At 66.9% G+C, this 22,369-nt stretch carries 23 protein-coding genes and 1 pseudogene; 11 read left to right on the top strand and 13 right to left on the bottom strand.

Annotated features, from left to right (window positions below):
* Positions 1 to 2: 2 nt before the first annotated feature.
* The 3 genes from pqqC to pqqA all read right to left on the bottom strand — a co-directional run bounded on the left by pqqC (position 3) and on the right by pqqA (position 1,841).
* On the bottom strand, positions 3 to 710 hold the full coding sequence (pqqC, locus tag AC3WUM_RS04905; protein ID WP_492409076.1) for a pyrroloquinoline-quinone synthase PqqC: 708 nt from the start codon (positions 708 to 710) through the stop codon (positions 3 to 5).
* Positions 707 to 1,636: a pyrroloquinoline quinone biosynthesis protein PqqB gene (gene pqqB, locus AC3WUM_RS04900; protein ID WP_492409075.1), complete on the bottom strand. Its 930-nt coding sequence runs from the start codon at positions 1,634 to 1,636 to the stop codon at positions 707 to 709. The genes pqqC and pqqB overlap by 4 nt, the downstream gene beginning before the upstream one ends.
* 124 nt (positions 1,637 to 1,760) lie before the next feature.
* Positions 1,761 to 1,841: a pyrroloquinoline quinone precursor peptide PqqA gene (gene pqqA / locus AC3WUM_RS04895; RefSeq protein ID WP_492409552.1), complete on the bottom strand. Its 81-nt coding sequence runs from the start codon at positions 1,839 to 1,841 to the stop codon at positions 1,761 to 1,763.
* Positions 1,842 to 2,086: 245 nt separating this feature from the next.
* Between pqqA and AC3WUM_RS04890 the strand changes: the two genes are divergently transcribed.
* From AC3WUM_RS04890 to AC3WUM_RS04880, 3 genes are read left to right on the top strand one after another with little or no spacing between them, the layout of a single operon-like run.
* On the top strand, positions 2,087 to 3,433 hold the full coding sequence (locus tag AC3WUM_RS04890) for an ATP-binding protein (RefSeq protein WP_492409074.1): 1,347 nt from the start codon (positions 2,087 to 2,089) through the stop codon (positions 3,431 to 3,433).
* Positions 3,430 to 4,071, top strand: coding sequence for a response regulator (locus AC3WUM_RS04885; RefSeq protein WP_492409073.1), 642 nt, complete (start codon positions 3,430 to 3,432; stop codon positions 4,069 to 4,071). Before AC3WUM_RS04890 ends, AC3WUM_RS04885 begins: the two co-directional genes overlap by 4 nt.
* Positions 4,071 to 6,650 (top strand): M16 family metallopeptidase, encoded by a 2,580-nt coding sequence (locus AC3WUM_RS04880; RefSeq protein WP_492409072.1) that lies wholly within the window; start codon positions 4,071 to 4,073, stop codon positions 6,648 to 6,650. Before AC3WUM_RS04885 ends, AC3WUM_RS04880 begins: the two co-directional genes overlap by 1 nt.
* On the opposite strand, the gene AC3WUM_RS04875 is transcribed toward AC3WUM_RS04880, so the two are convergent.
* A complete protein-coding gene (locus AC3WUM_RS04875) occupies positions 6,647 to 7,450 on the bottom strand; it encodes a DODA-type extradiol aromatic ring-opening family dioxygenase (RefSeq protein WP_492409071.1) in 804 nt (267 codons plus the stop codon). The genes AC3WUM_RS04880 and AC3WUM_RS04875 overlap by 4 nt on opposite strands.
* Positions 7,451 to 7,571: 121 nt before the next feature.
* On the opposite strand from AC3WUM_RS04875, the gene AC3WUM_RS04870 reads away from it, so the two are divergent.
* Complete coding sequence (locus AC3WUM_RS04870; RefSeq protein ID WP_492409070.1) at positions 7,572 to 9,956, top strand: TonB-dependent receptor; 2,385 nt, start codon at positions 7,572 to 7,574, stop codon at positions 9,954 to 9,956.
* 12 nt (positions 9,957 to 9,968) lie between these two features.
* Here the strand turns inward: AC3WUM_RS04870 and AC3WUM_RS04865 are convergent, their stop codons facing one another.
* On the bottom strand, positions 9,969 to 10,316 hold the full coding sequence (locus tag AC3WUM_RS04865) for a hypothetical protein (protein WP_492409069.1): 348 nt from the start codon (positions 10,314 to 10,316) through the stop codon (positions 9,969 to 9,971).
* A 225-nt stretch (positions 10,317 to 10,541) separates the two neighbouring features.
* Between AC3WUM_RS04865 and AC3WUM_RS04860 the strand changes: the two genes are divergently transcribed.
* The gene (locus AC3WUM_RS04860; RefSeq protein WP_492409068.1) at positions 10,542 to 11,354 is read left to right on the top strand and encodes a TOBE domain-containing protein; all 813 of its coding nucleotides are present in this window, start codon (positions 10,542 to 10,544) and stop codon (positions 11,352 to 11,354) included.
* A gap of 38 nt (positions 11,355 to 11,392) precedes the next feature.
* Here the strand turns inward: AC3WUM_RS04860 and AC3WUM_RS04855 are convergent, their stop codons facing one another.
* Genes AC3WUM_RS04855 through modA form a run of 3 tightly spaced genes read right to left on the bottom strand, consistent with a single transcriptional unit; the run spans position 11,393 to position 13,526 of the window.
* On the bottom strand, positions 11,393 to 12,052 hold the full coding sequence (locus AC3WUM_RS04855; RefSeq protein ID WP_492409067.1) for an ATP-binding cassette domain-containing protein: 660 nt from the start codon (positions 12,050 to 12,052) through the stop codon (positions 11,393 to 11,395).
* A complete protein-coding gene (gene modB, locus AC3WUM_RS04850) occupies positions 12,045 to 12,752 on the bottom strand; it encodes a molybdate ABC transporter permease subunit (RefSeq protein ID WP_492409066.1) in 708 nt (235 codons plus the stop codon). Before modB ends, AC3WUM_RS04855 begins: the two co-directional genes overlap by 8 nt.
* 3 nt (positions 12,753 to 12,755) lie before the next feature.
* Positions 12,756 to 13,526, bottom strand: coding sequence for a molybdate ABC transporter substrate-binding protein (gene modA, locus AC3WUM_RS04845; protein ID WP_492409065.1), 771 nt, complete (start codon positions 13,524 to 13,526; stop codon positions 12,756 to 12,758).
* A 131-nt stretch (positions 13,527 to 13,657) separates the two neighbouring features.
* Between modA and AC3WUM_RS04840 the strand changes: the two genes are divergently transcribed.
* On the top strand, positions 13,658 to 14,008 hold the full coding sequence (locus AC3WUM_RS04840) for a DUF1304 domain-containing protein (RefSeq protein ID WP_492409064.1): 351 nt from the start codon (positions 13,658 to 13,660) through the stop codon (positions 14,006 to 14,008).
* Here AC3WUM_RS04840 and alkB read toward each other — a convergent pair.
* Both alkB and AC3WUM_RS04830 read right to left on the bottom strand, forming a co-directional pair.
* A complete protein-coding gene (gene alkB / locus AC3WUM_RS04835; protein WP_492409063.1) occupies positions 14,005 to 14,655 on the bottom strand; it encodes a DNA oxidative demethylase AlkB in 651 nt (216 codons plus the stop codon). The genes AC3WUM_RS04840 and alkB overlap by 4 nt on opposite strands.
* 28 nt (positions 14,656 to 14,683) lie before the next feature.
* A complete protein-coding gene (locus AC3WUM_RS04830; protein ID WP_492409062.1) occupies positions 14,684 to 14,872 on the bottom strand; it encodes a hypothetical protein in 189 nt (62 codons plus the stop codon).
* Positions 14,873 to 14,993: 121 nt separating this feature from the next.
* On the opposite strand from AC3WUM_RS04830, the gene AC3WUM_RS04825 reads away from it, so the two are divergent.
* Positions 14,994 to 16,439 carry a dihydrolipoyl dehydrogenase gene (locus AC3WUM_RS04825; protein WP_492409061.1) on the top strand — a complete coding sequence of 482 codons (1,446 nt, stop codon included), beginning with the start codon at positions 14,994 to 14,996 and terminating at the stop codon, positions 16,437 to 16,439.
* A gap of 112 nt (positions 16,440 to 16,551) precedes the next feature.
* The gene (locus AC3WUM_RS04820) at positions 16,552 to 16,995 is read left to right on the top strand and encodes a PA2169 family four-helix-bundle protein (RefSeq protein ID WP_492409060.1); all 444 of its coding nucleotides are present in this window, start codon (positions 16,552 to 16,554) and stop codon (positions 16,993 to 16,995) included.
* A gap of 65 nt (positions 16,996 to 17,060) precedes the next feature.
* On the opposite strand, the gene AC3WUM_RS04815 is transcribed toward AC3WUM_RS04820, so the two are convergent.
* Both AC3WUM_RS04815 and AC3WUM_RS04810 read right to left on the bottom strand, forming a co-directional pair.
* A complete protein-coding gene (locus tag AC3WUM_RS04815; RefSeq protein ID WP_492409059.1) occupies positions 17,061 to 17,348 on the bottom strand; it encodes a hypothetical protein in 288 nt (95 codons plus the stop codon).
* Between the two features lie 115 nt (positions 17,349 to 17,463).
* Complete coding sequence (locus AC3WUM_RS04810; protein WP_492409058.1) at positions 17,464 to 19,077, bottom strand: ABC-F family ATP-binding cassette domain-containing protein; 1,614 nt, start codon at positions 19,075 to 19,077, stop codon at positions 17,464 to 17,466.
* Between the two features lie 228 nt (positions 19,078 to 19,305).
* On the opposite strand from AC3WUM_RS04810, the gene AC3WUM_RS04805 reads away from it, so the two are divergent.
* The 3 genes and pseudogenes from AC3WUM_RS04805 to AC3WUM_RS04795 form a co-directional block, all read left to right on the top strand.
* On the top strand, positions 19,306 to 19,572 hold the full coding sequence (locus AC3WUM_RS04805) for an EF-hand domain-containing protein (RefSeq protein WP_492409057.1): 267 nt from the start codon (positions 19,306 to 19,308) through the stop codon (positions 19,570 to 19,572).
* A 162-nt stretch (positions 19,573 to 19,734) separates the two neighbouring features.
* Positions 19,735 to 20,568 (top strand): DUF3014 domain-containing protein, encoded by an 834-nt coding sequence (locus AC3WUM_RS04800; RefSeq protein WP_492409056.1) that lies wholly within the window; start codon positions 19,735 to 19,737, stop codon positions 20,566 to 20,568.
* A 227-nt stretch (positions 20,569 to 20,795) separates the two neighbouring features.
* Positions 20,796 to 20,904: pseudogene (locus AC3WUM_RS04795) on the top strand (glycine zipper 2TM domain-containing protein); the annotation flags it as partial.
* Between the two features lie 137 nt (positions 20,905 to 21,041).
* Here AC3WUM_RS04795 and AC3WUM_RS04790 read toward each other — a convergent pair.
* On the bottom strand, positions 21,042 to 22,241 hold the full coding sequence (locus AC3WUM_RS04790) for an MFS transporter (protein ID WP_492409055.1): 1,200 nt from the start codon (positions 22,239 to 22,241) through the stop codon (positions 21,042 to 21,044).
* Between the last annotated feature and the right edge of the window lie 128 nt (positions 22,242 to 22,369).

Below are 22,369 nucleotides of genomic sequence, written 5' to 3'. Positions count from 1 at the left end.
GTTCAGCGCACTCCGTAGGCGAGGGCCATGGCGTCGTTCATGGTCCACAGAATGTCGAGCTTGAACTTCAGAATGGCTAGCGCCTTCTGCTCCGCTTCGGGACCCTTGAAGTAATCGAGCGTCACGCGCAGCGCCTGGTCGACATCGCGACGCGCTTCGGACAAGCGCTTCTGGAAGTAGTATAGGCCCTCGCTCTCGATCCACGGATAATGCTGCGGCCAGTTCGCGAGCCGCTCTTTGTGAATCTTCGGCGCGAACAGCTCGGTCAGCGATGAGCACATCGCCTCCTGCCACGGCGCCCGGCGCGCGAAGTTCACGTAGGCATCGACCGCGAAGCGCACCGTCGGCAAGACGTGGCGCAGGTCTTCGAGTTCTTCGCGCGATAGGCCCACGGCGAGCGCCAGGCGTGCCCAGGCCTCGATGCCGCCGTCGTCGTTGCCATGGCCGTCGTGGTCGAGGATGCGCTGTATCCACTGCCGGCGCAGCTCGCGGTCCGGGCAATTCGACAGAATCGCCGCGTCCTTGAGCGGAATCGAGATCTGATAGTAGTAGCGGTTCGCCACCCAGCCGCGAATCTGCTCGGGCGTCGCGCGTCCTTCGTTGAGCATGCGGTTGAATGGATGATGGATGTGATACGCCGTGCCCTGCTCGCGCAGACGGGCTTCGAAGGCTGCGGCCGAATCAAGTGAAATGCCGAGCGGAGCGTTCACAGGCGAATCTCCATGCCGTCGTAGGCGACTTCGACGCCGGCCGCACGCAGCTCGGCGTATTGCGGGCCGTCTTCGTCGAGGATCGGATTGGTGTTGTTGATATGGATCAGAATGCGCCGTGTATTGCTGGGCAGCTGCGCGAGCCAGCTCAGCATGCCGCCTTCGCCCTGCTGCGGCAGATGGCCCATGCTGCGCGCGGTTTTCTTGCTCGCGCCGAGGTCGACGAGTTCGGTGTCGGTCCAGCAGGTGCCGTCGACGAGCACCGCGTCGGCGCTGTTCATCGCGTCCCAGACGCGTGCTTCCATTTCGCCGAGTCCCGGCGCGTAGAACAGCCGCCTGCCGTTGCCGACGTCTTCGACCAGCAGGCCGATGTTGTCGCCCGCGACGGGCCGGTCGCGGTGCGGCGAATACGGCGGTGCGTTGCTGATCAGCGGCAGTGCGGTGAAGCGCAGCGTGTCGAGCGCAGGAATCGCGAACGGCTGGCCATCGAGCGGAATGCGGTTCCAGTCGATGCCGCAGTAATGGCCGAGCAGGTTCAGCAATGGATTGCCGCGCGTGAGGTCTTCGTGAACCGGCGCCGTGCACCAGAGCGGCCAACGCTCGCGATGCTCACGCAGCATGTACAGGCCGGTGGTGTGATCGATCTGCGCGTCGATCAGCAGCAGGGCGGCGATCGCGGTGTCGCGCAGGGCGCGCGCGGGCTGCAGTTCGGGGAAACGCTGCAGCTGCGTCAGAATGTCGGGCGAGGCGTTGCAGAGCAGCCAGCGGGTGTCGTTGCCCGGGGCGTCGCCCGTAATGGCGATCGAAGACTGCGTGCGGGGGCGGGCCTTGATGCTGCCGCGGCGAACGCCATCGCAGTTTGGGCAATTGCAGTTCCACTGCGGAAAGCCGCCGCCCGCCGCCGAGCCGAGCACGTGGATGCGCATGCTGCGCTTCCTCCTGGTTACGGGCCTTGGGGCCCTGTTTTCTTTCTGGACGCAAATCAGCGTTGTGAGCGAAGGCAGGGGGCACGAGGCGCCCTCGTGCGCCCTGCCGAGCGCAACAGCTGATTCAGCGGTTGGCGATGTACATCGTGATTTCAAAGCCGAACCGCAGATCACGGGCCGTCGGGGTTTCCCATTTGAGCTTCATAGTGATGGTCTCCATAGATTTCGCATGACGGTCCGGCACTGGACCGCAGCCACAGTTTCGGCGAGCCGGTGAGCCGGACGCCTCGCGATGCCCCTGAGTTGGCGCTCACGATTTTCTGTAGTGCGAGGTCGGCACTGTGCCGGCACTGCCCGTGAGGCCGCGACGGCAGTAGCATGCGCAGCCATGAGCGCTATCCATGCACCGAGGCCGGCACGGCCCCCGAACCCGGCAGCCGGAGCGGCCGCTTGAGCCTGCGCCTGCGCATCAACCTGATGATCGCCGGGCTCATGCTCGTGTTCATCGCCCTGGTGATCGCCACGCAGATCCTGACGACGCGCAAGAGCGTGCTCGAAGAGATCCGGGCCAGCAACAGTGTGGCCACGCGCCTGCTGAGCGCCTTCATCTCGCCCGACGACGTGCCGAGCAATGAAATGCTGCAGGCCACGCTGCAGCGTCTCGGCCGCGTGCGCTCCACCGAGATCACGCTGAGCGACGCCAACGGCAACATCGTCTATGCCTCGCCACCCTCGACCTACAAGGCCGGCCGCAGCGCTCCGGACTGGTATGCGCGGCTGGTCTCGCCCGCGCCGATGGAAGAAGGCTTCATGCTGCCGGACGGAGCGCTGTCGCTGCATTCGAACGCTTCGCGCGCGGTGCTCGACGGCTGGGACGACACCAAGCGCCTGCTGTGGATCGGCCTCGGCGCCCTGCTGCTCGTGCAGCCGCTGGTGCTCTGGCTCGTGGGGCTCGCGACGCGGCCGCTGCGCCAGATCGTCGTCGGCCTCGAAAGCATGGAGCGCGGGGCGTATCACACGCGCTTGCCGAAGCTGCCGAGCAAGGAGTCCGACACCATCGGCCAGGCCTTCAACCGCATGGCGCAGGCGATCGAGGACAACATCGATGCGCGTCGCGAGGCCGCCGAAGCCACCGTGAACCTGCGCCGCAGCCGCGAGCTCGCCAATCTGGTCGAGTTGCGCATGGAGGACGAGCGCCGGCAGATCGCGCGCGAGCTTCACGACGAAACCAGCCAGAGCGTCACCGCCATCCACAGCCTCGCGCTGTCGCTTTCGCGTCGCGATGCGCTCGACGAGGACACGCGTCGCGTCGCGCGCACGATCGCCGACGCGGCCGGGCATCTGCACGGCGTCGTGCACGAGATGATTCCGCGCCTGCGCCCGCTCGCGCTCGACAACCTCGGCCTGGCCGACGCGGTGCAGAACCAGATCGACGACTGGCGCCTGCAGCACGAGGGCCTGCGCATCGAAGGCCGTGTCGAAGACTTGCCCGACGAACTCGACGAGCGCGTGACGCTCGCCGCGTTTCGCCTGTTCCAGGAGGCCTGCAGCAATGCCTTGCGCCATGCGCACGCGAGCCGGATCGACATTCACATGACGACCGAAAGCGACACCCTGATCGTGCGCGTTCACGACGACGGCATCGGCCTGCCCGAGGACTGGCGCAACAGCGGCGGCTTCGGCTTGCGCGGCATGCGCGAGCGCGTGCAGACGCTCGGCGGCGAGCTGTCGATAGAGCGCCGCGATCCGCGCGGAACCCGCGTATCGGCGCGTCTGCCGCTCAAGGTGAGCGTATGAGCAGGAAGATTCGCGTCATGCTCGTCGACGACCATGCGATGGTGCGCATGGGCTTTCGCATGCTGCTCGGCGGAACGCAGGACGTCGAGGTGGTCTGCGAAGCCGAGGACGGCGAGGCCGCGTATCAGCTCTACACCGAGATCCAGCCCGACGTGGTGGTGATGGATCTGTCGATGCCCGGCATGGGCGGCATCGAAGCGCTGCGCAGGCTCACCACGCGCGACCGCGAAGCGCGCGTGCTCGTGCTGTCCGCGCACGAGGACAGCGCGCATCCGCGCCGTGCGCTCAAGGCCGGCGCGATGGGCTACGTCTCCAAGCGCAGCGCGCCCGAGGAGCTCATCGACGCGGTGCGCTCGGTCGGTGCGGGCCGCATCTATCTCGGCGTGGAGCTCGCGCGCAAGCTCGCGGTGCAGGAGCTGCACGGAGCGGCGAATCCGGTCGAGAGCCTGTCCGAGCGGGAGTTCGCGGTGTTCCTGCAGCTCGCCCAGGGCCAGTCGGTCGCGCAGATCGCCGAGACCCTGCACCTGTCGCCGAACACGGTCGGCACGCACCTGTACAACATCAAGCAGAAGCTCGGCGTCGGCAATCAGGCCGAGCTCACGCTCATCGCGGTGCGCAACGGATTGCTGGACGTGTGATGGCGGGTTTCGGACAGCTGCATGCCTTCGGCCTCGAAAACGGGCTGCGCGTGCTGCTCAACGAGGATCATCGTCTGCCGCTCGTGGCCGTGCACATGGCCTATCGTGTCGGCGCGGCCGACGAAGCCGATGGGCAGCACGGGCTCGCGCATCTGTCCGAACATCTCATGTACGGCGGCAGTGCGAATCTGCCGGGCCCTTACCTGAGCCATCTGTTCGCGGCCGGAGCGCACGAGCTCAACGGACGCACCACGCTCGACAGCACGCATTACTTCGAAACCGTGCATCGCGATGCACTCGACTTCGCCCTGTTCGCCGAAGCCGATCGCATGGGGCGGCTCACACTTAGCGAAGCGACCCTCGAGAAGCAGCGCCAGGTCGTGCTCAACGAGTTGCGCCAGTATCGCGAGCGTTCGCGTGGCTGCTTCGTCGAGCGCATCGACGCCGAGTGCTATCCAGCCGGACATCCGTACCGGCATGGCGTCATCGGTCGCGAAGCCGACTTGCAGGCACTGCAGCTCGATCAGGCGCGTGAATTTGGCCGGCTTCACTATCACCCGGCGAATGCCGTGCTCGCGCTCGCGGGTGATCTGACGCTCGACGAGGCGATGCGCCGCTGCGAGCGGGCTTTCGGTGGCCTGCGTTCCGGTCAGCCGCTGGTTCAGGCCGCGGTTTCGGCACCCGCGGCGCGCTCGTTCTGTTTCGATGACGCGTCACCGCACCCGCAGAAACGCCTGGTCTGGCAGCTGCCCGCGATGCCCTCGATGATCGATCGCGAAGGCCTGCGCCTGTTCCAGATCGCGCTCGAAAGCCGGCTGCGCGCCGGGTGCCCGACGGGCACGAGCCCGCCACGCGTCGGGCTCGCATTCCATCGCCTCGCGACTCGCTTGGAGCTCGAATGGAATGCGCCGGATCAATCGGGCCTGGAGCGATCGTTTTCTTCGTTCGGCATGCTGTGGAATCGCCTGATCGACAGCGGCTTCGGCGCTCCGGAGGCCGAGCGGTCGCGCCGATTGCGCTGGCGCCAGCGCATGCAGGGTCTCGACGCGCGCAGCGGCGTCGCGGCGCTGATGATCGAAGGCGAGCTTGCGCAGCGCGATTCGGCGGCCGCATTCGTTTCGCGCGAGCAGCTCGGTGCGATCGATCCTGCTGCCGTCATGCGGCGCTGGTTCGCAATGGACGAAGCTTTCGCGAGTCCGCATCGGGCCAGCCCTGCAACCGAGCCAGCCTGCGAGAGCGGCACCGGACCTGCACGGATCGGCGCGCAAGTGCCTGAGCCATCGTCCACCCACACAGACTCGCAAACGCTCGATACCGGCCTGAAGCTCACGCTGCAAGCCCGAAGCGGCGCCGAACTCGTTTCGGGCCGCCTGCTGCTGAGCGCCGGTGCCAGCGCCGAGCCAGCGGGACAGATGGGGCTCGCGCAGCTCTGCGCCGAGGCCTCGCTGCAAGCCCGGCTTGACGGCGCGAGCTTGCGGCAGCGGGCCGAAGCGATCGGCTGCGACATCCACGTCGAAGTGCAGAGCGATGCGCTGCGCCTGAGCTGGTCGTCCGCGTTGGCGCAGTGGCGCGAAGCGCTCGTGCTCGTCGAGTCGTTTTTGAACATCGGCCTCGACACCGAGGCATTCGCCGCCGCGCAGTCGCGCCAGCTCGCGGCGATCGAACTGGCTGCGACGTCGGCCGAAGCGGCGACGCAGCGCGTGCTGCCGGCCCTGCTGTTCGATGCCGCTCACGCATCGGCGCGCATCGCGAGCGGTTTGTGCACGAGCGTCTCAGCCTTGAGCCTGGATCAGGCGATCGCCTTCAAGCAGAGCGCCTGGTGCCTGCGCGATGCGCAATGCGTGCTCGTCGGCGACCTCGAAGCAGGCGATGTGATCGAAGTGCTCAAGCGCTGGAATGGGGGCTCGCAGAAGACGCAGCCAGCGATCGGAGCCGCTGCGCCGAGAGCGACGAACCCGTCAGTGCATCTGCTCGATATTCCGGGTGCGCAGCAGACGCTGCTGACCGTCGCCTGGGCTTTGCCGGAACCTGCCCAGGAAACCGAGCCCGCGCTGCGCGTCCTCGATCTGCTGCTGGCCGGAAGTTTCTCCTCGCGCCTGAACCTGCGCCTGCGCGAGGAGCTCGGCTGGACTTACGGTGTGCGCAGTCGTCTCGGCGACATCGCAGCCGCTCGCCGCTACGAAATCCAGGTCTGGATTCCGGCCGAGCGCAGCTGCGATGCGCGCGATGAAATCCTGCATGCGGTCGCTGCCTTCGGTCGCGAGCCCGTCGATGCGCAGGCGCTTGCGAACCTGCAACGCGGCGAGGCTTTGCGCACGGTAGGCCGTAGCGAGCGCATCGACGACGCGGCGAGTGAAATCGCAAGCCGCCTGCGCCTGGGGCTCGATCCGCAGCGAGCGCCGGACCTGTCCACGGTGACGGCCGGGCAGCTACGCACAATCGCCGACACGCTGCTCGATCCGGACCGCGCCATCAGCGTGTTCGCCGGCGACGCGGCGCTCCTGCGCGAGTGCCTGTCGGCAGCCGGCATCGCCGCGACTCCGATTGCCGCCGATGCCGAAACACTCTACGCGCGCTAGCCGAAGCGAAATCCCGACGTCGCGACGCCAAAGACGAGCTCGCCGAACAAGCGCGTGCCGATGTCCTGGCCCGCCGCGCCGGCGGCGATCATCAAGGGCAGCAAATGCTCCTCGCGCGGATGCGCAGCGCGTGCGGACGGCGCGCGCTCCCAATCGCGCAGCCGCTCCTTGCGCGTCTCCGGGTCGGCGGTGAGCGCCTCGTTGAGCCAGTGGTCGAACTCGATCGACGGCCGCTGTCCGGCGCCGCCGTAGCCGCGCATGTTGTGGTAGCTGTAGCCGCTGCCGATGATCAGCACGCCCTCGTCGCGCAGCGGGGCGAGCGCCGCGCCGACCGCGAGGTGCTCGGCCGGATTCAGGCCCGTGCGCAGCGACAGTTGCACGACCGGGATGTCCGCCTGCGGATAGATGAGCTTCAGCGGTACGAACACGCCGTGGTCGAAGCCGCGCTCGCCGTCGAGTTCCGCGGGCAGGCCGGCGACGCTCAATCGCCGCACCACTTCGCTCGCGAGCGCAGGCTCGCCAGGTGCCGGATACTGCAGCTCGTAGGTGTGCGGCGGAAAGCCGTAGTAGTCGTAGATCAGCGGCGGCTGCGGATGCGCGGTGACGCTGTAGCGCTCGGCCTCCCAATGCGCGGAGACCACGAGCAGCGCGCGCGGCTTCTGGCCCACTTCGGCGGACAGCCCGCGCAGCCAGGCTTCGAGCGAACGCCAGGTGTCGGGCGGATTCCAGTCCATGAAGAAGCAGGGGCCGCCACCGTGGGCGATGAACAGCGTCGGCAGGCGGCGGCTGGCTTCGGTCATGACGTTTCCTCGCGGCGGAGAGACGCTAGCCTACACCGTCGCTAGTAGATGCCGACCAATCGGCGCGCCGTGGCCCGACTCTTGGTTTCGGGACGGCACATGCAAGGGGAGTTGGGGGGCCATGAAGATCGCATCGACGCTGGCTGCGCTGTGTCTGGCGGGGACGCTGCCCGCACTCGCGCAGCAAGGGGCCGAGTCCGGACTCGACACCATCGCGGTCGATCCGCGCGTCGGGGAAGACGCGAGCCTCGCCCCGGAGGCGAGCGAGCCTGCCGAGGTCGCCGAAATCATCGTCACCGCGCAGAAGCGCGCGCAAAGCCTGCAGAAAGTGCCGGTGTCGGTCGGCGTGGTCGATGGCGAAGCCTTCGCGCAGTCGGGCAACTTCGATGCAGGCGCGCTCGAGAACTTCGTGCCGAACGTCGAGATCGACATCGATGCGCAGGCGCCCGTGATCGGCATTCGCGGCTACAACACCGAGACCGACAATGTCGGCTTCGAGCCGGCCGTCGGCCTGGTGCTCGACGATCTCGCGCTCGGCCGTCCCGAGTTCGTGCCGGATGGCCTGTTCGACATCGAACGCGTCGAAGTACTGCGCGGTCCGCAAGGCACGCTGTTCGGCAAGAACACCATCGCCGGCGTGATCAACTTCCGCAGCCATGAGCCGGACAGTGAATTCGGCGCCGGCCTCGCGCTGACGGGTGGCGATCCGCGACAGCGGCGGGCCGAGGGCTATCTCAATGCTCCGCTCGGCGACGACGCCGCTGCGCGCCTCGCCGGTGTCTACTGGGACAAGCGCGGCGATGTCTGGAACAGCACGCTGCAGCGTCACGAGAACTCGCAGGAACAGTCCGCGGTTCGACTCAAGAGCAGCTGGCAGAACGAGCGCTGGCATCTGGCGCTCGGCGGCCAGTATTCGGATACGTATGCGAGCTACGCGCCGTGGCAGCTCTACGACGCGAGCGCGGCCTCGCTGCGCTACGCGCAGGGCTACGACGCGCAGACCGAGGACGACCCGCTGAACGCGCGCACGGCTTTCGATCAGCCCGGCTTCGTCAATCGCACCTCGAATCTCGTGCGCGGGCTCGCCGAATACGAGGCCGGCGACTGGGGCGCGCTGCACGACGTGAAGTTGACGGCCATCGTCGGCCATGCCGGTTTCGACCTGACCACGCTGATCGATTCCGACGTCAGCGCGGCCGACATCATCCACACCGATTTTCTCGTCGACTACGCGCAGGATTCGCTCGAGCTGCGGCCGTCCGGAACTGCGGACAGCCTGTTCGGGCTCGGCGGCAATGTGGAATGGACGCTCGGTCTCTACGCGTTCCGCTCGAAGATGACGAGCCATCTCGATGCGGTCGCGGGCGACGATCTGATCGACTTCGCGCTCAGTGCGGCCGGCGTCGAAGCGCTCGGCGGCCCGGACCTCGGGCCTGTCGGCGAGCTCATCGATCTGTTGCCGAACCTGCCCGGTGTTCCGCTCAACGACGCGCTGCTGCGCGGCTTCGCGCAGGACACCGAGAGCTACGCGCTGTTCGGGCAGATGACCTGGTCGCTGACCGAACGGCTTTCTGCGATCGTCGGCGCGCGTTTCGGCCTCGAATACAAGAAGGCCGACTTCGATGTGCAGCGCGTCGGTCTGGGCATCGTCGGCCTGGTGATCGGGGCCGAGCCGTTCACCGATACGCGCAAGCGCCGCGAGACCGATGTGTCGCCCAAGCTTGGACTGCAGTACGAGTTCACGCCCGAGGCGATGGGCTTCGCGACCTACACGCACGGCTTCAAGGGCGGCGGTTTCAATGCCACCGCGAGCGACGACAGCAATCTGGAATTCGAGCCCGAGCGCGCGACGAGCTACGAAGCCGGGCTCAAGTCGCGCTGGTTCGACCGGCGCTTCACGTTCAACACCACGGTCTATCGCACCGACATCGATGATCTGCAGACGGTGGACTTCGACGGCGTGGCCTACAAGACCGCCAATGCGGCGAAGGCGCGTTTGCAGGGCGTGGAGATCGAAACGCTTTGGAGGCCGCAGAGCGGCTGGTTCAGCCTCGCGGCCGCGGCGGCTTTCAGCAAGGCCGAATACGTGAAGTACGACAACGCGCCGGCTGCTTCGGAAAACGGGGATGCGGAGACGCAGGACCTGAGTGGACGCACGCTGGCGAATGCACCGCGCGTGACCGCGACCCTCTCACCGCAATTGCACTTCGGGCTGCCGTGGAATGCGAGCGGCCTGTTCGGCATCGACCTGAGCCATCGCGGAGATCAGTATTCGGCGGTCGATCTGGATACGCACAGCTTCCAGAAGGCCTACACGCTGCTCGGGGCGCGACTGGCTTTCACGAGCGCCGACGAGCGCTGGCAGTTCGTCGTCAACGGCACCAATCTGACCGACAAGCGCACGCTCGATCTGGTGTTCGATCACAGCGTGTTCGCGAGCACCTATGTGGCCCAGCAGAATCCGCTGCGCAGCGTCTCGGCGACGCTGCGCTACGGGTTCCGTTAGTCCGCATGAGGCTTACTGCGCCGAGGCGACTTGCAGTTCGAGCGAGGGCAGCAGCGATTGCAGCTGCAGTTCCAGCTCGCTGCGCAGCTCGAGGTCCTGCTGCTGCAGGGCGGCGTCGGCGCGGGCGGTGAACAGCTGCTGCTGCAGCTGTTGCTGCAGTTCGCTGCGCAGTTCGATGTCCTGCTGGCGCAGGGCCGCATCGGCCTGAGCGGCGATCTGCAGGCCGACGGCGGTGCTCGCGAGCGGCATCGCGCTCGCATCGGCGGCCGTGCTGCTCATGCTTGCGATGGCGAGGCCGCCGCTCAGGGCGAGGCCGGCGACGAAGCGGACGGTGTTGCGGATGGTGTTGAGGTTCTGCATGGCACGACTCCTTGTGGTGGACGTCTGTTCTATAGCGACGCGCATGCCAGCTTGAATATTTTTCGCAAGTCGTTGTTATGTAATTGATTGTTTCGTAATGACCGGCGCCGGCGAGTGTCCGCGGACAGTCTGCGGGGCGATCGGCGTCCGCCTCCGGTGACCGCGGACGCGCGCTACCATGCGACGCTTGCCGATGCTTCCATCGACGCCGAAACGAGAGGGCCCATGCCGCGTTCCACCCTGCAGGTCAGCTCCGCGCTGACGCTCGAAACCCGCTCGGGTCATCTCGCCGGCAAGCGTTGGGTCGAGCTGCTCGCCGCCATCGAGACCACGCAGTCGATTTCGTCGGCGGCCAAGGCGATCAAGCTCAGCTACAAGGCGGCCTGGGATGCGGTCGAAGCGATGAACAACCTCGCCGATGCCCCGCTCGTCGAGCGCTCGGTCGGCGGCAAGGGTGGCGGCGGCACCAAGCTCACCGAGCGCGGACGCCAGCTCGTCGAGACCTTTCGCGCGGTGGAGCAGGAGAACGCGCGCTTCCTCGCGGCCGTCAACGCGCGCATCCGCAATGCGGAGCGCGATCTTTCACTGATCGGAAAATTCAACATGCTCACGAGCGCGCGCAATCACTTCTCGGGCAAGGTGCTGCGCGTGCAGCGCGGCGCGGTCAACGATGAGGTGGAGCTGCAGATCGCGGGCGGCGAACGCCTGATCGCCGTCGTCACGCACGAAAGCACGGAGACGCTTGGCCTGGCGCCCGGAGTCGAGGCGATCGCGCTGATCAAGGCGTCGTGGGTGATGATCGCGATCGAGGACGATGGCGCGCCATACAGGCTGTCGGCGCGCAACCGCCTGCTCGGCACCGTGAGCCGGCTCACGCCCGGCGCGGTCAACACCGAGGTCGTGCTCGAACTCAAGGGCGGCAATGTGATGGCCGCGATCATCACCAACGAGGCGGCCACGGAACTTAAGCTCGCCGTGGGCGTGAAGGCCTCGGCGATCTTCAAGGCTTCGAGCGTGATTCTCGGCGTTTCGGGCTGATCCGCGCGGCCGCTCCGCGACCTCGCGCGGACGGGGATTCAGCGCGGCGCCGGGCTCTCGGCGCCGGGCAATCGCCCGCTCTGCATGCTCAGCACGCGATCGGCCAGGTAATCGACCTCGGCGGTCGCGTGCGTGACGTAGAGCATCGGAATGCGCGTTTCCTGCTTGATGCGCCGCAGAAACGGCAGGATCTGCTGCTTGAGCCGGTCATCGAGCGAGGACAGTGGTTCGTCGAGCAGCAGCAGGCGCGGCGAATACAGCAGCGCGCGCCCGAGTGCGACGCGCTGGCGTTCACCGCCCGAGAGCTGTGCCGGACGACGCGCGACGAGCGGCCGCAGCTCCAGCAGGTCGACCACCGCATCGAAGCCCAGCCGGCGCTCCTCGGGTTCGAGCCGGCGCCAGCCGTAGAGCAGGTTGTCACGCACCGACAGATGCGGAAACAGCTGGCCGTCCTGGAACACGAGCCCGAAGTGGCGCTTCCACGGCGGCACGAATTGCCCGGCCGCGACGTCGACGAGGGTTTCGTCGCCGAAGCGCAGCACGCCGGCCTGCGGCCTGAGCAGGCCTGCGAGCAGGGCCAGCAGCGTGCTCTTGCCGGTGCCAGACGGCCCGACGATACCGGTCACGCCAGTCTCCAGGCGCGCAGTCGCGTCGAGCAGGAACTCGCCGCGCCGGTAGCGCAGGTCGAGCTCAAGCATGCGGCGTTCTCGCATCGCCGATCAGGCGTTCGGCGCGCCGGCCGATCCAGTGGCTCGCGAGCAGCGCGCAGACCGCGAGCGCGATCGACAGCAGCACGAGCCGCGTCGCCGCGGCTTCACCATCCGGCAGGTGCGAGTACGAATAGATCGCCAGCGGCAGGGTGCGCGTCTGGCCTGGAATATTGCCGACGAAGGCCATCGTCGCGCCGAACTCGCCGAGGCTGCGAGAGAAGCACAGCATCGCGCCGATGACGATGCCGGGCAGCGCGAGCGGCAGCGTGATCGTGAAGAAGCTGCGCAGCGGCGTCGCCCCGAGCGTGGTCGCGGCGGCCTCGAGCCGCGTGTCGATCATGCGGAACGCGAGCCGCACGGGCTGCACCATGAGCGGAAACGCGATCACGGCCGACGCGAGCACCGCGCCTTTCCAGTCGAACGCGAAGACCAGACCGAACTGCTGCTGCAGCCAGCCGCCGAGCGGCCCGCGCGTGCCGAGCAGCATCAGCAGCAGGTAGCCCGGCACCACGGGCGGCAGCACCATCGGCAGCTGGATCAGCGTTTCGATCAGCGCCTTGCCGAAGAACTCGCGCCGCGCCATGAGCCAGGACAACGCGATGCCGAGCGGCAGGCACAGCAGGGTCGCGAAGGCCGCAACTTTGGCCGACAGCCAGACCGCCTGCCATTCCTCGGGTGTCAGCGCCATCTGTTACGGCCTGCGTGCGAGCAGCGCGAAGCCGTAGCGCTCGAACACCGCCGCGGCCTCGTTCGAGGTTTGCAGATGGCGCAGGAATTCGCGTGCCTGCGGACGCGCGTTCCTGACCAGTGCGATCGGATACACGATCGCCTCGTGCGTGTCTTCGGGGAACGTGGCGATGGTCTCGACCTCGCCGCTGATCGCCGCGTCGGTCGCGTAGACGATGCCGGCCGCGCATTCGCCGCGCTCGACGAAATTCAGCGCGGTGCGCACGTCGTCGGTGCCGACGATGCGCGGCTCGATCGCCTCCCACCAGCCCAGCGCTTCGAGGCTCTGCCGGGCGTAGACGCCCACGGGCACCACGCCGGGCTCGCCCGTGCAGAGCCGGCCGTCGAAGGCCCTGGCGAAGTCGTAGCCCTTGCGCATCTCGGCGTGGAAGCGCCGGCCCTTCGGCGCGATCAGCACGAGCGTGTTGCCGAGCAGGTCGGCGCGCGTGGAGGCTTCGATGCGACCACGCTGCTGCAGGTAGTCCATCCACTTGCGGTCGGCCGAGGCGAACACGTCGGCCGGAGCTCCGGCCTCGATCTGCTTGGCGAGCGCGGACGAAGCCGCGAACGCGAGCGTCGGCGCCGCGTGTCCGCCCTGTTTCCACTGCGCGGCGATGTCGGTCAGCGCGCTCGTGAGGCTCGCGGCCGCGAACACGCGCACGGCCTCCTCGGCGCGTGCGGACAGCGACGAGCACAGCAGCAAGGCCAGGACGAACGGCCGCGGGAGTAGGCGCATGGTTTGCCGGAGAGCGAGGACGTTATGGAGATTTGTATATAACGCGGACAGTGTCAATCGAAGCGAGGCGATCGGGGCTCACGCGCGGACCCGCCCTGCGGCCTTATGATCGACGCAAAAGGGGAGAGTGCATGAAGCTGATCGCCGACGTCGCCATCGTGCTGGTGGCCCTGCTGCACCTGTATTTCCTGGTGCTCGAGATGTTCTTATGGACCAAGCCGACGGGCCGGCGCGTGTTCGGCCTGTCCGCCGAATTCGCGCTCGCCTCGAAGGCGCTCGCGGCGAACCAGGGGCTCTACAACGGTTTTCTCGCCGCCGGCCTGCTCTGGGGCGTGGTCGATGGCCTCGCCGCGTTCAAGCTGTTCTTCCTGGGCTGCGTGATCGTTGCGGGCGTCTTCGGTGCGGTCACGGTGAACCGGCGCATTCTGTACGTGCAGTCGCTGCCGGCGGTGCTTGCGCTGGCGCTCGTCGTCTTCAGCTAGAAGACTTTGCGAAACGTGAGGTTGTAGCGCAGCGATCCGGTCGCCGGATGCTGCGCCTCGGCGAGCGGTTGCACGCCGTGATACGCGAGCCGCGACACGCCGCCCCAGACCACCACGTCGCCGTGCACGAGGCGTGAGCGCCTGGTCGGGCCGCTGCGCGTGTTGCGGCCGAACACGAAGATCGCCGGCACGCCGAGCGAGACCGAGATGATCGGCGCCTGCACGTCGCGTTCGTCGCGATCCTGATGCAGCGTGAGCCGGCTTCCGGGTTCGTAGCGGTTGACCAGGCAGGCGTCGGTGCCGAGTTCGTCGTGATAGCCCGCCGCGTTCGCGGCCCGCTGCGCGAGCGCGGCGAACGCACGCGGCAATGCGGGCCAGGGCTGCTGCGTGATCGGGTCGATCGCCTCGTAGCGATAGCCGCGCGTATCGCTGACCCAGCCGAGCCGGCCGCAATTGGTCATCGCCACCGACATGCGCTTGCCACCCGGGACGATCAGGTGGCGAAACGGAGATTGCGCGCTGATCGCGTCTATCTGCGCGAGCAGCTCGCTCGCGACATCGAGCGCGAAGCCGCGAAGGATCACGGCGCCGTCGGCGAGCGCTTCGGTACGGCGTTCGGTCTCGATCGAGTCGAACAGATCGCTCATGCCGGTGTCCCGCGTCCGCTCGCGTCTTTCATTCGAGGCGCTTGAGCAGTTCGAGTCCGCGCTGCGTCACCACGTGCATGTGATTCCAGCCCGCCATCAGCAGGCCGAGCTTTTCGAGCCGCGCGAGTATCGGCAGCGGGGCCTGCGAATCCTGCTTGTCCTGCGCGTAATTGCGCAGCCATGCCAGCTCATCGGCGGTCAAGCTTGGGTCATCCATGATCGGCTCCAACAGGGTTGAACAGCGAGCTGAAAGCGTTCGGCTCGTTTGGCCAACATCGAGCAGGTTCCCACTATAACGCCGGCTTTCGACTTCGCTGGGCGAAAAACCAGGAGGGCGAATGAAAGAGTTGAGCTGCGATGTCGCCGTGATCGGCGCCGGTACAGCGGGACTCGCGGCCAGCGGGGCCGCCCATCGCGCCGGCGCGAAAGTCCTGCTGATCGAATCGGGCTCATCGGGAACCACCTGCGCGCAAGTCGGCTGCATGCCTTCGAAGCTGCTGATCGCCGCCGCCGAAGTCGCCCATCAGGCCGCGACCGCGAGCATCTTCGGTATCGAGACGGCGCCGATCCGCATCGACGGCCGCTCGGTGATGGCGCGCGTGCAGCACGAGCGCGATCGCTTCGTGCGCTCGGTGCTCAAGTCCTACGAAGCCATTCCGTCCGAGAGCCGGCTCTCGGGTCTGGCGCACTTCGTCGACCCGGCAACGCTCGAAGTCGAGAACGAAGCCGGTGAACGCACGCGCGTGCAGGCCAAGACCATCGTCATCGCCACCGGCTCGCGTGCGAGCGTGCCGAAGGCCTTCGAATCGGTGGCCGCACGCGTGCTGACCAACGAAACGATCTTCGAACTCGAAACCTTGCCCGCGTCGGTCGCGGTGATCGGTGCGGGCCCGGTCGGCATCGAACTCGGCCAGGCCTTGCATCGGCTTGGCGTGCGCACGACGATTTTCGATCACGACACCGACATCGGCGGCCTGCAGGACGAGGGCATCAATCGGCATGCCCGCAGCTTGTTCGCCGAAGAACTCGATCTGCGGCTCGGCGTCGACATCGAAGCCGAGCCGACGCCCGGAATCGCCGATTGCGTGCGCATCAAATGGCAGGCCAAGTCGGGCGAAGGTGCGGAGGGCACTGCGGATTTCAGCCACGTGCTCGTCGCGGCGGGACGGCCGCCGAATCTCGACGCGCTGCGCCTGCAGCACGCAGGCGTCGAGCTCGATGCGCATGGCGTTCCCGAATTCGATGCCGAAACGCTGCGCTGCGGCAGCAGCCGGGTTTTCATCGCGGGCGATGCGAGCGCCTGGCGTCCGCTGCTGCATGAGGCGGTCGATGCGGGAACCATCGCCGGCCACAACGCGGCGCGGTTTCCCGACGTTCGCGTTTCGACGCGCAGCGCTCCACTGGCGATCACGTTCACCGATCCGCAGATCGCGATCGTCGGCGATACCTCGATGAAGCCGCGTCTGGTCGGCAAGGCGGACTTTTCGGACCAGGGGCGTGCGCGCGTGATGAACCGCAATCGCGGGTGCATCCGGCTCTATGCCGATCCTTCCACGAATCGTCTCGTGGGCGCCGAGATGATCGGCCCGGCGGTCGAGCACCTGGCGCATCTCGTCGCCTGGGCCGTGCAGGGCAACGCGCAGGTGCACGAGCTGCTCGAATTGCCGTTCTACCACCCGACGCTCGAGGAGACCTTGCGTTCGGCCCTGCGCGATCTCTGCGCCCGACTGCGCCTGGCGCCCGCGTACGAAGTGGGGTCCATGGAATACGGACCTGCGATCTAGCGAGGGCTCATCGACGCACATTTTTTCGTATGAACCATTGGCGACGTCGTGGTTCAAACATCCGCGGCACGGACGTCGCGCTGTAGTTTCATTCACTTGAAAGGAGGATGTCATGGACGACACCATCAAGACTTTGAACAACCTGATCGAAACCTCGGAAGACGGACTCAAGGGCTTCAAGGAAGCGGCCGAGAAGGCCACCGAAGCCAAGCTCAAGCTGCTCTTCAACGAACGCGCGGCGGCCTGCCAGCAAAGCGCCAACGAGCTGCAGTCACTGGTGACTTCGCTCGGCGGCAAGCCCGAGCAATCGGGCAGCGTCGCAGGCGCGGCGCATCGTGGCTGGGTCAAGGTCAAGGCGGCGGTGACCGACAGCAATGTCGCGGTGCTCGAGGAGGTCGAGCGCGGTGAGGACTACGCCAAGGCTGCCTACGGCAAGGCGCTCAAGGCCGATCTGCCGCCGCAGGTTCGCTCCGTGGTCGAACGCCAGTATCAGGGTGTGCTGAGCAATCACGATCGCATTCGCGATCTGCGCAACCAGTATCGCGCGGCTGCTTAGCGTTTCGTGTGTAATGGCCGGGCGGCTCCAGCGGGCCGCCCGGTTTTTTGTGTCCGGCCGACCGCTCAGGGAATCCAGTTCCAGATGTCCGGCTGGGTGTCGAGCCAATCGTGCGCCGCGGTCTTCAGATCGTGGTTCGCGGCCTCGATCGAATACACCGAGCTTCCTTCCTGCGTATCCGACGTCAGCCGATAGCCGCTCTGGCTGGCCTGGTCTTCGAGAAAGCGAAGATAGGGGCTGATGTTGTCGTCATAGGCTTGCGCCGCGACGCGCTGGTTGTTTTCGATCCTGAGCGCGGTTTCGCGATGCTGGGGCAGGTGAAAGGTGATCGTGGCTTTTGGCGTAGAACTCATTGCGGTCTCCTGTCGTCTGCAGCGCCGGCGCGGCGCCGGTTGTGACTCGTGGCATGACAGGCTGAGCGATGCTTGCTGAGCTCAGGCTGGCTGAGGCCCGCGCGCAAGCGTCCGCCTACACCGCTGCGCGCTTGCCGGGCTTCTTGGCTCCGCCGTTGAGGTCGCGGGTGTTGAGCCACTTGGCGTAATCGTCGAGATCGCCGTCGAAATCCACGCAGCGGCCATCGGCGATGAGCCAGAATTTTTCGCAGGTACTCGTGAGCAGGTGGCGATCGTGCGAGACCACCAGTACCGCACCGGCGAACGTCATCATCGCGTGCTCGAGCGCGTGGCGCATGTCGAGGTCGAGATGGTTGGTCGGCTCGTCGAGCAGCAGCAGGTTCGGGCTCTGATACACCACCATCGCGAGCGCGAGCCGCGCTTTTTCGCCGCCCGAGAACGGCCCCACCGGCTCGTAGACGCGATCGCCCTTGAAGTTGAAGCCGCCGAGAAAGGTGCGCAGGCTCTGTTCGGTGGCGCGCGCATCGATGCGCCGGAACAGCACGATCGGCGAGGCGTCCGGATCGAGCTCCTCGGTGGTGTGCTGGGCGAAGTAGCCGACGCGCAGATGCGGATCGCGCATGAGATCGCCGCCGAGCGCCGGAATGGTTCCCGCGATGGTCTGCACGAGCGTCGATTTGCCGGCGCCGTTCTGGCCGAGCAGGCCGATGCGCTCGCCGGGCGCGACGAGCACGCGCAGCTTGTCGAGGATCACGGTCTCGCCGTAGCCGGCGGTGACGTCGTCGAAGCGCACCAATGGCGAGGGCAGCCGATCGGGCTCGGGGAATTCGAAGCTGAATTCGGAATCGGCATGCACGGCGGCGACCATTTCCATGCGTTCGAGCGCCTTGATGCGGCTCTGCGCCTGCGTGGCCTTGGCGGCCGATGCGCGGAAGCGGTTGATGAACTTCTGCAGGTGCGCGACCTGCTTCTGCTGCTTGGCGTAGGCGCCGGCCTGCAGGGTCATGCGTTCGGCGCGCTGGCGCTCGAACTGGCTGTAATTGCCGGTGTAGAGCGTCGCCTTCTGGTTCTCGAGATGCAGCGTGTGCGTGGTCACGTCGTCGAGAAACTCGCGATCGTGGCTGATCACCATCAGCGTGCCCGGATACTGCTTGAGCCAGCCCTGCAGCCAGATCACCGCGTCGAGATCGAGGTGGTTGGTCGGCTCGTCGAGCAGCAGCACGTCGGAGCGGCGCATGAGCGCGCGCGCGAGGTTCAGGCGCATGCGCCAGCCGCCCGAGAAGCTCGACACCGGCCGCTGCTGGGCCTCCTGCGAAAAGCTCAGCCCATGCAGCAGCGAGGCGGCGCGGGCGCGGGCCGAATAGCCGCCGATGATCGCGAGGCGCTCGTGGATCGCGCAGATGGTGTCGATGTCCTCGGCGGCCTCGGCCTTTTCGAGCCGGCGTTCGAGATCGCGCAGCTCGACATCGCCGTCGAGCGCGAAATCGATCGCCAGGTCGGGCAGGGCCGGCGTTTCCTGGGCGGCGGTGGCCACGTCGAGGTGCTTGAGCGACGACATCTCGCCCTTGTCCGGTGCGAGCTGCCCCAATACGGCCGCGAACAAAGTCGACTTGCCGGTGCCGTTACGGCCGATGAGGCCCACGTGCCAGCCCCCGTGGATCGAGAAGTTGGCGTCTTCGAGCAGGGCACGGGGACCGCGGCGGAGGGTGAGGCGAGAGGCGGAAATCATCCGCCATTGTACGGGTCCGCCGCTGTCCGCCTCATCAGCCTTACCGATGCAGCCGCAAAGTTTTTTTGTGAGGCATGGTTCATCTGCCAGTTTCTAGCCCGGTTTTTGCTTGATCGAGGCTTGCCGAGCGGCAACGAAGCCGAGCGGCGGCTACCGGGCGGTTCTTCGCCGGGTGCGTCATGGGGGCGCTATCCACTTAATTCTCAACATAATTTTGGGAGCGTTACCGTGTCCAAGACTTTTCTCGCCGCCATCGCCCTCTCGCTCGTCTCGTCCGCCGCGCTCGCCGACGGCTACAACAAGGGCACCTACACCGGCACCTCGAGCGCCGACAGCCCGCTCGCCGTGAACAACTCCGACTACGAAGACAAGAACGGCGACGGCTGCCTCGACGCCAGCGAACTCAAGCCCGGCTCGCAGCTGTTCAAGCGCCTGCAGACCCGCGACAAGAACGGCGACGGCAAGCTCTGCAAGGACGAGTACTACTTCAACTGAGCGCCGCTCCGGTCGCATCCAGCCCCCGGCGCCGCACCGGCGTCCGGGGGTTTTGCGTTTTGGCGGCCAGCCCTTACGCGGCGGCACTGCCTTGATATTCCAGGCGCTCTTCACGAAAGTCGGGCCTGAGCCCGCAGACGTGCAATGCAAGGAAACGACGGAATGAAAGCAAGGGATTTGATCGGCGCGCTACTGGTGGTCGCCATCGTGGTGGCCGGAGCGCTCTGGCTGTTCCGCGAGCAGCTCGGTCTGGTCGCGAAGACCGAGCCCGTCCCGCCGGTCGTCGAGCACCAGCCCGAAAGCATCCTCGAACCCGGCCGCACGCTGGCTCCGCCGCCGCCCGCGGTGGCGGAAGACGCGCCGGCCACTCCCGACCAGGACGCCGTGGTCGCGTCCGCTCCGCTGCCGAGCCTGCAGGACAGCGACGAGCCCGTGCGCCAGTCGCTGATCGATCTGTTCGGCCTCGATGCGGTCGAGCAATACCTGCTGCCGCAGGCGCTGATCATGCGCTTCGTGGTGATGATCGATAACCTGCCGAATCCGAACCTGACCGCGAAGATGCGCTCGATCCGCAAGGTCGGCGGCGACTTCATCGTCGAGCAGCGTGACGATCGGCTTTATCTGAGCGAGTCGAACACGGCGCGCTATGGCGTGCTCGTGCAGGCGCTGCAGATGGCCGACATGAATCGCGTCGCCGCGTTCTATCGTCAGCATTACCGGCTGTTCCAGCAGGCTTACGACCAGCTCGGCTATTCGCAGCGTTCGTTCAATCAGCGCTTCGCCTACGTGCTCGATCACTTGCTCGCGACGCCGAGCGTCGACGGGCCGATCGAACTCGTGCGCCCACGCTTCTTCTACGAATTCGCCGATCCGCAATTGCAGGCCCTGTCGTCCGGGCAGAAGGCGATGCTGCGTCTGGGACCGCAGCATCGGGCCGTCGTCGAAGCCAAATTGCGTGAGCTGCGCGGGCTGATTTCGCAGCTGCCGCCGCGCTAAGCCTGAGTTCACAGCCAATTCATCGCCAAGGGCTAGCTTGGAGTCGTCTGACGACAAGGAGGTAGTACGACATGGACGTCTCTACAAAACTTGCTTTCGCCGCGGTGCTCGCGGCCGGCTTCACGGCTCCAGCGATGGCCGACACCTATGTCAACGACCAGGGACAGCGTGTCGAATGCCACGATGAACAGGTCAAGACCAAGGATGGTCACCCGGTCGCGGCGCCGCTCGCCGGCGCGGTGGTCGGCGGCGTGGTCGGTCACCAGTTCGGTGGCGGTCGCGGCCAGGACATCGCCACCGCGGCGGGTGCGGTCGGCGGCGCTTACGCCGGCAAGAAGTACAACGACAACAAAACCGAAGACAATGTCGCCGTCCGCCAGGTGTGTCGGCCCGTTGGTTGATCGCTGAAGGATCGATGCATCGAAAAAGCCCGCCATCCGGCGGGCTTTTTCGTGCTGGCTGCGATGGAGGGGCTACGGCGCCTCGCCGCCGGCCTCGGGCAACGGAGCCGGAGCATCCCTGGGCGGCTTGCTCGCGAATCGAAAGCTGCGAAAACCCAGCGCGACCGAGATCGCGCCGACCGCCGCGATCATCGCCGCCACTCCGTTCCAGCCGGCGTGCGCCCAGATCGCGGCGGGCAGCACGCCGCCGGCGCTGCCGCCGAGGTAGTAGCAGGTCACGTACAGGCCGACCGAGGTCGCGCGCGCCTCGCCCGAGGCTTCGGCGACGAAGCTCGTCGCGGCGGCCTGGGCGCTGAACAGGCCGGCCGAGAACAGCCCGAGCGACAGCACCACGGCCGGCAACGATGGCAGCAGGCTCAGCAGCAGGCTCGCGATCACCGCGAGCCAGGACAGTGCGAGCACGCGCGCATGGCCGTAGCGATTGAGCAGCTTGCCGCTGTACGAAGTGGCGAGGATGCCGAACAGGTAGACCGCGAAGATCGACGACATCGCCGCCGGCCCGAGCGAGAACGGCGCTCGCGCGAGCCTCAGCGTGATGTAGGTGAAGCCCGCGATCAGCGCGAACAGCAGCGTGAAGCCCACCGCGTAGGCGCCGCGCAGATCGGCATGCGCGAGCAGGCGCCGCATCGTCACGAGCGGTCGGGCGCTCGGCCGCGAATGATGGGTTTCGGTAGGCAGCCAGGCGCGGATCGCGATCGCGAGCACCAGCTGCATCAGCGCGAGCGCGGCGAAACCCCAGTGAAAGCCGGCGAATTCCGACACCAGCCCCGACAGCATGCGACCGCAGAAACCGCCGCCGATGGTGCCGGCGACGTAGAGCCCGGTGACCTGCCGGGCTTCGGCGGATGGCCATTCCGAGCCGATGTAGGCGACCGTGATCGCGAAGATGCCCGGCAGGAAAAGCCCTTGCACGAAGCGCGCGGCGATCAGCTGCTCGGGCGTCCGTGCGAGCGCCGCGCCGAGCGACGGCAGGCAGACCGCGAACGCGGCGAGTACGATCACGCGCCGGCGGCCGATGCGGTCGGCCAGCAGGCCCGCGAATGGCGCGGCGAAGGCGACGCCGAGCGTGCCCGCGGAGACGATGGTGCCCGCGAGCGCCGCGCTGTCGCCGAGCCAGTCGTGCAGCAGCGGCATCAGCGATTGCGGCGCGTAGAGGCTGAAGAAGGCTGCGGCACCGGCGAGGATCACCGCAAGGCGGCGGCGGTCGGGCATGAGGTTCTGGCGCGAAGTGGATGAGTTCAGCGCGCTAGGGCCTGTTAACGCTAATCCGCTCGCCGCGACGGAGGTCGCTTTGGCGCAGCGCAAGGAAGGAGGAGCGCGCTGTACTGGACGTACAGGAG

This window comes from Hydrocarboniphaga sp. FW305-C-57, from assembly GCF_058783045.1.
The sequence above is the reverse complement of the archived record's forward strand: the minus strand, read 5'-3'. Positions and strand labels throughout refer to the sequence as shown.